This is a genomic window from Bacillus spizizenii TU-B-10 (assembly GCF_000227465.1).
GTDB lineage: Bacteria > Bacillota > Bacilli > Bacillales > Bacillaceae > Bacillus > Bacillus spizizenii.
Map to the genome: position 1 here is coordinate 1,702,639 of NC_016047.1, position 12,592 is coordinate 1,715,230.

The following is a 12,592-nucleotide window of genomic DNA, read 5'->3' on the forward strand; positions in this document are numbered from 1 at the left end:
TATGTCTTCCTTCGTATACCAACAAATCGGACTATTAGACCCATTCATATCACGTGACAATTATATCATTTTCATATATATGGAAATCAAATGACATGAAACGACAATATCTGTAATGCGGATTGTCTACAGTTAACGTACAGCGATGTTCTGACAAACAATTCATTTTTAAAAGGAGGGACGACATTTTTTTACAAAGCATTTTGAAAAAGGGGGATAAAAATGAGGAAAAAAACGAAAAACAGACTCATCAGCTCTGTTTTAAGTACGGTTGTCATCGGTTCACTGCTGTTTCCGGGTGTAGCCGGGGCAAGCAGCAAAGGCGCCTCAACTTCTGTTAAACAGGAACTTCAATCTGCTGAATCCATTCAGAACAAGATTTCGAGTTCATTAAAGAAAAGCTTTAAGAAGAAAGAAAAAATGACCTTTCTGATTAAATTTAAAGATCAAGCTGACACAGAAAAAGCGGCAAAAGCGGCTGTTAAAAAAGCGAAATCGAAGAAGCTGACTGCCGCTAAGACGGAATATCAAAAGCGTTCTGCCGTTGTGTCATCTTTAAAAGTCACAGCCAATGAATCCCAGAGAGATGTCTTAACATACTTGAAGAGCCAGAAAAATAAAGGAAATGCAGATCAAATTCACTCTTATTATGTAGTGAATGGGATCGCTGTTCATGCCTCAAAAGAAGTGATGAAAAAAGTAGCGCAGTTCCCCGACGTGGAAAAGGTGCTTCCAAATGAGAAACGACAATTGTTTAAGTCATCCTCTCCATTTAATATGAAAAAAGCGCAAAAAGCTGTCAAAGCAATTGACGGTGTAGAATGGAATGTAGACCAAATTGACGCCCCGAAAGCTTGGGCACTTGGATATGACGGAACAGGTACAGTTGTCGCGTCCATTGATACAGGCGTGGAATGGAACCATCCGGCATTAAAAGAGAAATATCGCGGATATAATCCGGAAAATCCTGATGAGCCTGATCATGAAATGAACTGGTATGATGCTGTAGCAGGGGAAGCAAGCCCTTATGATGATTTGGCTCATGGAACCCACGTGACAGGTACGATGGTGGGATCTGAACCCGATGGAACAAATCAAATCGGTGTAGCGCCAGGCGCAAAATGGATTGCTGTTAAAGCGTTCTCCGAAGATGGTGGAACTGATGCTGACATTTTAGAGGCCGGTGAATGGGTTTTAGCTCCAAAGGACGCAGAGGGGAATCCTCACCCAGAAATGGCTCCTGATGTTGTCAATAATTCATGGGGCGGGGGCTCAGGACTTGATGAATGGTACAGAGACATGGTCAATGCCTGGCGTGCGGCCGATATTTTCCCTGAGTTTTCAGCGGGGAATACGGATCTCTTTATTCCTGGCGGTCCTGGTTCTATCGCAAACCCGGCAAATTATCCGGAATCGTTTGCAACTGGAGCGACTGATATTAATAAAAAGCTTGCTGACTTTTCTCTTCAAGGGCCATCTCCATATGATGAAATAAAGCCGGAAATTTCTGCACCGGGCGTAAATATTCGTTCTTCCGTTCCCGGCCAGACATATGAGGACGGATGGGACGGCACATCAATGGCAGGGCCGCATGTGTCCGCTGTTGCCGCACTGCTGAAACAGGCGGATGCCTCACTTTCTGTCGATGAGATGGAGGATATATTAACCAGCACGGCTGAACCGCTGACGGATTCAACATTTCCTGATTCTCCGAATAACGGATACGGCCATGGTTTGGTGAACGCTTTTGATGCTGTATCAGCTGTTACAGATGGTTTAGGAAAAGCAGAAGGACAAGTTTCTGTAGAGGGAGATGATCAAGAGCCTCCTGTTTATCAGCATGAGAAAGTAACAGAAGCCTATGAGGGCGCGAGCCTGCCGCTTACTTTGACAGCTGAAGACAATGTAAGTGTGACATCTGTAAAACTGTCTTATAAGCTGGATCAAGGTGAATGGACAGAAGTAACGGCTAAGCGGATCAGCGGTGATCATCTGAAAGGGACCTACCAGGCAGAGATTCCAAACATAAAAGGAGCTGCACTAAGCTACAAGTGGATTATTCAGGATTTTGGCGGCCATGTCGTTGAGTCTGACACATACGATGTACCAGTGAAACCAAGCATCACGGTGGGATATAAGCAGGACTTTGAAACTGCACCCGGCGGCTGGATTGCGAGCGGAACAAATAATAGCTGGGAATGGGGAGTTCCTTCAACAGGCCCAAATACTGCAGCATCCGGAGAAAAAGTATACGGAACAAATCTGGCAGGAAACTATGCCAACACAGCAAACATGAATCTCGTGATGCCTCCTGTTAAAGTGCCGGATTCAGGAAACCTGTTTCTTCAATTTAAAAGCTGGCACAATTTAGAGGATGATTTTGATTATGGCTACGTTTTTGTTTTGCCTGAAGGTAAAAAGAATTGGGAGCAGGCTGGTGTCTATAATGGAAAGACATCAAGCTGGACGGACGAAGAAATTGATTTATCCGCTTATAAAGGTCAAAACATTCAAGTGATGTTTAACCTCCAATCTGATGAAAGTATTACAAAAGAGGGCTGGTACATTGATGATGTAGTGCTTTCTGACAAAACAGCCGGAAAAACAGCTAAAAAGAATAAGCTGGGTGTCGAAAAGCCGTCTGGAAAGCAAAAGAAAAAGCCGGTAAATCCGAAAAAAGCCAAGCCATCTGCAAACACAACGGTAAAACATCAGAGTAAGGATATACAGCCTCAAGTTTTGCCGCTGAGGGCACAAGTCAGTGTGGTGGAAACAGGAAAATCAACATATTCAGATCAATCTACAGGGCAGTACACGCTGACGCACAAAGTGGGAGACTATACGCTTATGGCAGAAGCATATGGCTATCAATCGAAAACACAAAAAGTTTCTCTGCAGGCAGATCAGACGACACAAGCTAATTTTACGTTAGAGGAAATGCAGAAGGGCACATTAAAAGGAACAGTCATCAATAAAACGACAGGCGATCCGGTAAAAGGAGCCTCCGTTTATGTTGTAGAGGATGCTGCGGTTGAACCGGCTACGACAAACGACAAAGGCGAATATACGCTTGAGGCCTATGAAGGCGCTTATACGATTAAAGTCGCTGCACCGGGGTATTACAGCGATGAATTCTCCGTTGATTTAAAAGGTGATGTGACAAAAGAAACTGTACTGAAGCCTTTCGTCGGTTATCCAGGTGAGATTGCATATGATGACGGAACGGCGGAGAATGCCAATTCCTATTTTGCTGCCGGTAACGGATGGGCCGTCAAAATGACGCTGGCTGACGGCAAGGAAAAAGGCATGCTTACAGGAGGACTGTTCCGATTCTGGGATACAGAGTTCCCTGATCCTGGCGGCACAGAGTTTAAGGTTGAGGTATACGATGCTACAGGAGAAAACGGAGCACCGGGTAAGAAAATTGCCGGGCCATTTAACGCTGAAGCCCTTCGCAATGGCGAATGGACCAAGGTAGATCTCAGTTCAAAAGGGATTATGGTCGATAAAGACTTTTATCTTGTGTATATCCAGTCGAAACCTGATCCGTATTCACCTGGACTGGCAATGGATGAAACCGGTCAGAATTCCGGCCGCAACTGGCAGTTTATAGACGGAAAATGGCAGCCAGGTGACGAAGCAGACGGCAACTATATGATCCGCGCATTAGTTGATTATGAAGCTGCTGTACCTGAGATTACTTCACCGGCAGACAAATCATATACAAATAAGGAGAACGTCACCGTAAAAGGAAAAGCCTCTCCTGGTACAACGGTACACATTTATAATGGAGAGAAAGAAGCAGGAGAAACGAAAGCTGCTGCGGATGGCACGTTCCAGACAGGCATCACACTCAGCAAGGGCGAAAATGAGCTGACAGCAACTGCATCAACAGACAACGGGACAACGGATGCCTCCAGCCCGATCAAGGTCACGCTTGATCAAGACAAGCCTGAATTAACGCTGGACAATCCAAAGGATGGCGAGAAAACAAATAAAGAAGCGCTGACTGTCAAAGGGTCTGTATCCGATGACAATCTGAAAGAAGTCAAGGTGAATGGCAAAAAAGCAACGGTAACTGATGGTTCATACTCGGCCCGTATTCTGTTGGAGAACGGAAGCAATGAAATCAAGGTGACTGCTACAGACTTAGCAGGCAACAAAACGACGAAAAAGGCTGTCATTGATGTCAACTTTAACCAGCCTGTCATCTCCGAATTGACTCCGGGAGAGGACAAAATCTTAAAAGCCGGTGAATCTGTGAAAATCGCTTTCTCAAGCGCTGAAGATTTGGATGCAACGTTTGTCATTCGTCTGCCTCTGACAAATGCAAGAGCGAGTGTACAAAATGCCACAGAGCTCCCGCTAAGAGAAATTTCTCCTGGGAAATATGAAGGCTATTGGACAGCAACTTCTTCTATTAAAGCAAACGGAGCAAAAGTAGAAGTGATTGTACGAGATGATTATGGAAATGAAACAAGAAAAACAGCGAACGGAAAACTTTATATCAATACTGAAAATTAAGTGTGAAAAAAGCTGCCGTGAAAGGCAGCTTTTTTTATAATCCTCTCATTCATTTCCTCGACAAATTAAGCAGATATCCCTGAAAAATTGTATTTTCCTCTCAACATTAATTGACAGACTTTCCCACAGAGCTTGCTTTATACTTGAAACAAGAAGGGGAACAGCGTGATGCAAGATAGAAAGGAGTCAGATGTGAAAATCTATTTAGATGTCATTTGGCTGTTAAACTTTTGTTTTGATGCGCTTTTGCTTTTGCTCACGGCATTTATTTTAAAACGGCATGTGAAAAAAAGAAGACTGATAGGCGGAGCGTTCATCGGTTCCAGTATTGTCCTTTTGATGTTTACTCCTTTTTCGCCGATCGTTGAACATCCGGCAGGTAAGCTGGCTTTTTCAGTTGTTATTGTGATGGTGACATTTGGCTTTAAGAGATTCCGCTATTTCTTTCAAAATTTGTTTTCCTTTTATTTTGCGACTTTTTTAATGGGGGGAGGAATTATCGGAGCCCATTCTTTGCTGCAGTCAAATTCTGTTGTTCAAAACGGTGTCATGATTACCAATCAAACTGGGTTTGGAGACCCGATCAGCTGGTTGTTTATTGTTGCTGGCTTTCCAGCATTATGGTTTTTTTCTAAGAGAAGAATTGAAGATATTGAAACAAAAAACATTCAATATGAGGAACGAGTAAGCGTACAGGCGGATTTGGGCGGCCAAACGCTTCATGTCAGAGGGCTGATTGATTCCGGTAATCAGCTGTACGATCCGCTTACTAAAACGCCGGTCATGATTATTCACATTGATAAACTGGAACCGATTTTCGGAGCAGCCGAAACGATGATCATTCGAAACACAGATCCATTGGAAGCCACCCAACAGCTCGATGATTCGTTTCGCTTTTTAGATAAACTGAGGCTGATTCCATATAGGGGAGTAGGTCAGCAAAATCAATTTTTACTATGCGTTAAACCGGATCACGTAACGATTATAACAAAAGAAGAAATGGTTTCTGCGGATAAATGCTTAATCGGCATCAGCACAACAAAGCTATCGGCAGATGGAGAGTTTGACGCAATTATTCATCCGAAAATGCTTTCGGGCAAGGCCATCAAACACGTTTCATAATGTTCGCAAATGTCCGTTACTAATCATACTCAAACGACGTGACATTTAGAAGGGAGAGGAAGATGAAAAAACTGAAATTGCGATTGACGCACCTCTGGTATAAGCTGCTGATGAAACTTGGGCTGAAAAGTGATGAAGTCTATTACATAGGCGGGAGTGAAGCTCTGCCGCCTCCATTATCTAAAGATGAGGAGCAGGTTCTGTTAATGAAGCTCCCAAACGGCGATCAGGCGGCTCGCGCCATTTTGATTGAACGCAATTTGCGCCTGGTCGTCTATATCGCCCGTAAATTTGAAAATACGGGAATTAATATAGAGGATTTAATCAGCATCGGTACCATCGGATTAATCAAAGCTGTGAATACGTTCAATCCAGAAAAGAAAATCAAGCTGGCGACCTATGCCTCCCGCTGTATAGAAAACGAAATCCTGATGTATTTAAGGAGAAACAACAAAATCCGTTCAGAGGTTTCCTTTGATGAGCCGCTTAATATTGATTGGGACGGCAATGAGCTTTTGCTTTCTGATGTGCTCGGCACTGACGACGACATCATCACAAAAGACATAGAAGCTAACGTAGATAAAAAGCTTTTGAAAAAAGCGCTTGAACAGCTCAATGAGAGGGAAAAACAAATCATGGAACTACGTTTTGGCCTTGTCGGCGAGGAGGAAAAGACCCAAAAGGATGTAGCGGATATGATGGGGATTTCCCAGTCCTATATTTCTCGTCTTGAGAAACGAATCATTAAAAGATTGCGAAAAGAATTCAACAAAATGGTGTAAAAAAATTTTTACGGGTAATCCCTTGATTCTACAAGGATTTCCCAATTATGACTATTTTTCGGTCTGAACGCAGTGCATATTTTTCCCACCCAAGGAGATACTTAACGTTGTACAGCAGCTCCTGTAGGGAGGGAAAAAAGTGTCGAGAAATAAAGTCGAAATCTGCGGGGTGGATACCTCCAAATTACCAGTACTCAAGAATGAAGAGATGAGAAAGCTGTTTAGGCAGCTGCAGGATGAAGGCGATGATTCAGCAAGAGAAAAGCTTGTAAACGGGAACTTGCGTCTTGTCTTAAGTGTCATTCAAAGATTTAATAACAGAGGAGAGTATGTTGATGACTTATTTCAGGTCGGCTGCATCGGACTAATGAAATCCATTGATAATTTTGACCTAAGCCACAATGTTAAGTTTTCAACATACGCTGTACCTATGATTATCGGAGAGATCCGCAGGTATTTACGCGATAATAACCCGATCCGTGTCTCAAGATCACTCCGGGATATCGCTTATAAGGCACTTCAGGTAAGAGAGCGGTTAATCAGTGAGACAAGCAAGGAGCCGACTGCAGAAGACATCGCAAAAGTTCTTGAAGTACCGCATGAGGAAATCGTATTTGCGCTTGATGCCATCCAGGATCCGGTTTCTCTATTTGAACCGATCTATAACGACGGCGGAGACCCGATTTATGTGATGGATCAAATCAGTGATGAACGCAATAAAGATTCACAATGGATTGAAGAGCTGGCTTTAAAAGAGGGCATGAGAAGGCTGAATGATAGGGAAAAAATGATTTTGAGAAAGCGATTCTTCCAAGGGAAAACTCAAATGGAAGTAGCCGAGGAAATCGGGATTTCCCAAGCGCAGGTGTCCAGACTTGAAAAAGCGGCTATCAAACAAATGAATAAGAATATTCATCAATAATGAAAGAAAAGCCTTTAAAACGATTTTGTTTTAAAGGCTTTTCTATTGATTGCGGGCGGTTTACGTTTTGGAAAAAATAAGGTATCCTAGTTCGTACAAAGTTTTATGAAAATTTAAATAATTATAAAGGCAGTAAAGAGGAGGACCACGATGATTTTGCAGCTTGACAATGTCTCACTAAAACGGAATGGAAAATGGATACTGAGAGATATTCATTGGAAGGTGGAAGAAAAGGAAAATTGGGTGATTTACGGACTGAATGGCGCTGGAAAGACAGCGCTGTTAAATATGCTTTGCTCTTATTATTTTCCAACATCGGGCGAGATGCAGGTGCTTGGCCATGAATTTGGTAAAACGGAGCTTGGGGAGAAACTTAGACGGAAAATTGGCCTCGTCTCAGCGGCTCTTCAGCAAAAATTTTATCCGGCAGATTCGGCATTTGAAATTGCTTTGAGCGGAGCTTACGCTTCGATTGGATTATATGAAACACCAAGTGCAGAAATCAGGGAAAAAGCGATTGGTTTGTTAGAGGACTTGGGAGCAATTGAATATGCCGACCGCCGCTATGAAACCCTTTCTCAAGGAGAAAAACAAAGAGCCTTGATTGCAAGAGCGCTAATGGCTGATCCGGAGCTGCTGATACTGGACGAACCGGTCACAGGACTGGATTTTATTGCCCGGGAAAAGCTGTTAGACACGATTACATACATTGCAAATAAAGAAAATGCGCCATCGATCCTTTACGTGACTCATCATGCGGAAGAAATTTTGCCGGTCTTTGACAAAGCCCTTTTGTTAAAACAGGGAGAGGTCTTTAAATCGGGAGAAATAAAGGAAATGCTTACTGATCAAATACTTTCCGCTTTTTTTGATACGCCAATCCATGTATTATGGAATCAGGATCGGCCGTTTTTAACAAGAGCCGAGCCGATAACGAATGCCTGACAAACACATATCGATTCATCACTAGGGGTGCTTTGCGAAGCTGAGAGAGACTTTGTCTTAACCCTTTTGACCTGATCTGGATCATGCCAGCGGAGGGAAGCGGTGAAAAAACGGAGTACATAGGACTCTGTTTGTTTTTATTAAGCCGTTTCATAACATTTGAAACGGCTTTTTTGATATTAAAGAATAGGAGCGGATCACATTGAATCAACAAATAGACTCTCTGTTAACAAAGGTGGAAGATCAAAAGGAGGAGCTTATTCAGCTAGCAAAAACGCTGATGTCCTATAAAACACCTGCTCCGCCTGCAAGAAATACCGACGGCATTCAGTCCTGGATTGCTGGGTTTTTAAATGAAATGGGATTCTCGATCGATAAATGGGACGTGTACCCAGGAGATCCCAATGTTGTAGGTCTACTAAAGGGAACAGATTCAGCAGATTATCATAGCTTGATCATCAATGGCCATGTAGATGTGGCAGAGGTAAAAGAGGATGAGGAGTGGGAGCATGATCCGTTTCATCCAATTGAAAAAAACGGTCTCTTAATCGGGCGAGGCGCTTCTGATATGAAAGGCGGAATGGCGTGTGTGCTGTTTGCGGTGAAATTGATTCGTGAAGCCGACATTGAACTTCCCGGTGATTTGATTCTGCAATCGGTTATCGGGGAGGAAGTCGGAGAAGCCGGCACGCTTGAATGCTGCAAGAGGGGCTATCATGCTGATTTTGCAGTTGTCGCGGATACGAGCGATATGCATATTCAAGGTCAAGGCGGTGTCATTACAGGCTGGATTGAAATCAAAAGCAGTCAAACGTTTCATGATGGGACGAGGCGGAATATGATTCATGCAGGCGGAGGAACATTCGGAGCAAGCGCAATTGAAAAAATGGCAAAAATCATTGCGGGGCTCGGGGAACTGGAGCGCCACTGGTCTATCATGAAACGTTATCCCGGTTTTAAACCAGGCACAAATACGATTAACCCGGCTGTCATAGAAGGCGGCAGACATGCGGCTTTTATAGCTGACGAGTGCCGGCTGTGGATCACAGTCCATTTTTACCCGAATGAAACCCATGAACAAGTGGCAGCGGAAATAGAAGATTACATTAACCGGCTGAGTGACAGTGATATTTGGCTTAGGGAAAACCGCCCTGTCTTCAAGTGGGGAGGCTCATCTATGATTGAAGACAGAGGAGAAATTTTTCCGGCACTGGAAGTTGACCCTGGCCACCCAGGCGTCTCAGTGCTTACAGCGTCTCATCAGAAAGTGAAACTGGAGCGTCCGGTTATTGACGTTTCTCAATCCGTTACAGACGGAGGATGGCTGTATAATGCCGGCATTCCAAGCGTGATTTACGGACCTGGAGATCTTCACAATGCACACTCCGTGAACGAGGAGGTATCGATTGAGCAGCTGGTAGATTATACGAAAATTATGCTCAATTTTATCATCGGTTGGTGCAGCTGTAAAAAAGAACAGTGACCATGAAAATTTTTTCTTGCTGACAAGGTTCAGCCCGCCCGTTCATATACTTGAAAAAAGGACGGAAAAAGGACGTGATGGAATGATCAGCATTTCAGAATTTCAGGTGAAGGATGTCGTCAATGTCTCAAACGGAAAAAAGCTGGGGAGCATTGGTGATATAGATATCAATGTGACCACTGGCAAAATTCAGGCGATCATACTAGGAGGAAATGGGAAAGTTCTCGGATTTTTTGGAAAAGAAGAGGAATTGGTCATTCCATGGCGAAATATAGTAAAAATCGGGGAAGATGTAATCTTGGTCCGATTAAATGAACCGCATGCATAACCTGCTCGTCTGCCGCGGATTGGCAAATGCCGGAAGTCTGGATTCTTCCGGCACATTTCATTTAGAAATATGCAAATCGGCGCTCAACGAATGCAGAAAGATGTGGTAAAATAAGTGGGAAATTCCGCTTTTTTAAATGTTTGTCGAAAGGTTGGATCATCATGAATACATATCACCCATTCAGTCTTACCACACCCTCGACACTCATGATACAAGACTGGACACAAACGAATCAAAACAACAGAGAAGTCATTGCCGGATTTACTACGAAAAACGGCGGTGTCAGCCAAAAGCCTTTTGAATCGTTAAATACAGGATTGCACGTTCATGACAAAGATGCAGATGTAGTTAAAAATCGTGAATATATTGCCGATATGTTTAATATTGATTTGCAGTCTTGGGTATTTGCTGATCAGACACATGATAATCGCGTTCAGAAAGTGACGCAGAGGGATAGGGGAAAAGGCGCCCGTGAGTATCACACAGCTCTAAAAGCAACGGACGGGCTCTATACAAATGAAAAGAATGTGTTTTTGGCATTATGCTTTGCTGATTGTGTGCCTCTTTTCTTTTATGATCCGGTTAAATCGCTTGTCGGGATCGCCCATGCCGGGTGGAAAGGCACTGTCAAACAGATTGGCAGAGAAATGGTGAAGCAATGGACCGAGCAGGAAGGTTCAAATCTCTCAGATATTTATGCTGTTATAGGACCGTCTATCAGCGGAGCATGCTATACAGTAGACGACCGTGTCATGGATGCTGTCCGAGCATTGCCAGTTTCAGCAGAACGTGCCGTAAATCAGACGGCACAGGCACAATATCAGCTTGACCTGAAAGAGCTGAACCGCCTTATATTGATCGACAGCGGTTTGGCAAATGAACAGATTTCTGTCAGTGGTTTATGCACGGAAAGTGAGCCGTCTCTTTTCTATTCTCACCGCCGCGATCAGGGGAAAACTGGACGGATGATGTCCTTTATCGGAATGAAGGAGGCATAAAAGATCTTGCGTGTTGTTGATAATTTACGACATATAAACGAACGAATAAACGAAGCATGTAACAGATCGGGCCGCAGCTCCGATGAAGTTACGGTTATTGCAGTCACAAAATATGTATCGCCTGAAAGAGCACAGGAGGCAGTGGATGCGGGCATCACCTGCCTCGGAGAGAATCGGGATGCGGAACTGCTCCGCAAACAGGAAATGATAAAAGGGGATCCGGAATGGCATTTTATCGGCAGTCTGCAATCAAGAAAAGCAAAAGCTGTCGTCAATTCGGTTTCCTATATCCATTCCTTAGACCGGCTCTCATTAGCGAAAGAAATTGAAAAACGGGCTGAAGGTACTGTGCAATGCTTTGTGCAGGTCAATACCTCTCTTGAGCCTTCTAAACACGGCATGAAAAAAGAAGAAGTCATTCCATTCATACAGGAGCTTTCCGGTTTCGAACACATCGTTGTGGCCGGACTGATGACTATGGCTCCGCTGACTGATGATCAAGATGAGATCAGAAGCTGTTTCAGAGCGCTGAGAGAACTCCGTGATCAGGTTCAGGAGCTGAAACAGCCGAACGCTCCGTGTACTGAACTGTCGATGGGCATGTCAAATGATTTTGAAATTGCAATTGAAGAAGGGGCTACTTATATTAGAATCGGCTCATCGTTAGTCGGAAATGAAACAGGGGGTGTACAGCAATGAGTATGAAAAATAAACTGAAAAACTTTTTCTCAATGGAAGATGAAGAATACGAATATGAATATATTGAGACAGAGCAAGAATCTCATGAAGAGCATGAGCAAAAAGAAAAACCGGCTTATACCGCAAACAAACCTGCGGGCAAACAGAATGTAGTGAGCTTGCAAAGTGTTCAGAAATCCTCTAAAGTGGTGTTGAGTGAGCCGCGCGTTTATGCGGAGGCGCAGGAAATAGCCGACCATTTGAAGAACCGGCGGGCAGTTGTCGTCAATCTTCAGCGGATACAGCATGACCAGGCTAAGCGGATTGTTGACTTTTTAAGCGGAACCGTTTATGCCATTGGCGGCGATATTCAAAGAATCGGCTCGGATATTTTCCTCTGCACGCCTGACAACGTAGATGTATCAGGCACAATTTCTGAGCTCATATCTGAAGACGAACATCAGAGGTGGTAAAGCGAGATGATCCTTTATCAAGTTTTTTCGGTTTTAAGCTTATTAATCACAATCTACTCATTTGCCCTGATCATATATATTTTTATGTCATGGGTGCCGAGTACAAGGGAAACGGCAGTCGGGCGTTTTTTAGCTTCGATTTGTGAACCATATCTCGAACCATTTAGAAAAATCATCCCTCCGATCGCAATGCTGGATATTTCACCGATCGTAGCTATACTTGTGCTTCGGTTTGCGACAACCGGCTTGTGGGGGCTTTATCGCATGATTGCGTTTTAATGTGACAGTTTGATAGGGGCTTGGCAGCAGCCAAGCCTCTTTACATAGAAGGGAAAGA

The 12,592-nt window shown here is 43.7% G+C and carries 11 protein-coding genes and 1 riboswitch; all 11 genes read left to right on the plus strand.

Annotation, left to right across the window (positions count from 1 at the left end):
- The first annotated feature begins 222 nt into the window (after positions 1–222).
- The 11 genes from GYO_RS30600 (at position 223) to GYO_RS30650 (ending at position 12,534) form a co-directional block, all read left to right on the plus strand.
- Positions 223–4,524: a S8 family peptidase gene (locus GYO_RS30600; RefSeq protein ID WP_014113718.1), complete on the plus strand. Its 4,302-nt coding sequence runs from the start codon at positions 223–225 to the stop codon at positions 4,522–4,524.
- 192 nt (positions 4,525–4,716) lie between these two features.
- Positions 4,717–5,646: a sigma-E processing peptidase SpoIIGA gene (gene spoIIGA, locus GYO_RS30605; RefSeq protein WP_041521162.1), complete on the plus strand. Its 930-nt coding sequence runs from the start codon at positions 4,717–4,719 to the stop codon at positions 5,644–5,646.
- Positions 5,647–5,708: 62 nt separating this feature from the next.
- Positions 5,709–6,428, plus strand: a complete 720-nt coding sequence (gene sigE / locus GYO_RS30610) for an RNA polymerase sporulation sigma factor SigE (RefSeq protein WP_003221446.1) — start codon at positions 5,709–5,711, stop codon at positions 6,426–6,428.
- Between the two features lie 139 nt (positions 6,429–6,567).
- A complete protein-coding gene (sigG, locus tag GYO_RS30615; protein WP_003221449.1) occupies positions 6,568–7,350 on the plus strand; it encodes an RNA polymerase sporulation sigma factor SigG in 783 nt (260 codons plus the stop codon).
- A gap of 150 nt (positions 7,351–7,500) precedes the next feature.
- Positions 7,501–8,295, plus strand: a complete 795-nt coding sequence (locus tag GYO_RS30620) for an ABC transporter ATP-binding protein (RefSeq protein WP_014113720.1) — start codon at positions 7,501–7,503, stop codon at positions 8,293–8,295.
- A gap of 13 nt (positions 8,296–8,308) precedes the next feature.
- Positions 8,309–8,410, plus strand: a riboswitch (TPP riboswitch).
- An 87-nt stretch (positions 8,411–8,497) separates the two neighbouring features.
- Entirely contained in the window at positions 8,498–9,778 is a 1,281-nt protein-coding gene (locus tag GYO_RS30625; RefSeq protein WP_014113721.1) for an acetylornithine deacetylase, read from the plus strand.
- Between the two features lie 82 nt (positions 9,779–9,860).
- A complete protein-coding gene (locus tag GYO_RS30630; RefSeq protein ID WP_003221455.1) occupies positions 9,861–10,106 on the plus strand; it encodes a YlmC/YmxH family sporulation protein in 246 nt (81 codons plus the stop codon).
- A 161-nt stretch (positions 10,107–10,267) separates the two neighbouring features.
- A complete protein-coding gene (gene pgeF / locus GYO_RS30635) occupies positions 10,268–11,104 on the plus strand; it encodes a peptidoglycan editing factor PgeF (RefSeq protein WP_041520947.1) in 837 nt (278 codons plus the stop codon).
- A gap of 6 nt (positions 11,105–11,110) precedes the next feature.
- Positions 11,111–11,803, plus strand: a complete 693-nt coding sequence (locus GYO_RS30640; RefSeq protein WP_014113724.1) for a YggS family pyridoxal phosphate-dependent enzyme — start codon at positions 11,111–11,113, stop codon at positions 11,801–11,803.
- The gene (gene sepF / locus GYO_RS30645; RefSeq protein WP_014113725.1) at positions 11,800–12,255 is read left to right on the plus strand and encodes a cell division protein SepF; all 456 of its coding nucleotides are present in this window, start codon (positions 11,800–11,802) and stop codon (positions 12,253–12,255) included. Before GYO_RS30640 ends, sepF begins: the two co-directional genes overlap by 4 nt.
- A 6-nt stretch (positions 12,256–12,261) precedes the next feature.
- Positions 12,262–12,534, plus strand: a complete 273-nt coding sequence (locus tag GYO_RS30650; protein WP_003221463.1) for a YggT family protein — start codon at positions 12,262–12,264, stop codon at positions 12,532–12,534.
- Positions 12,535–12,592: the final 58 nt, after the last annotated feature.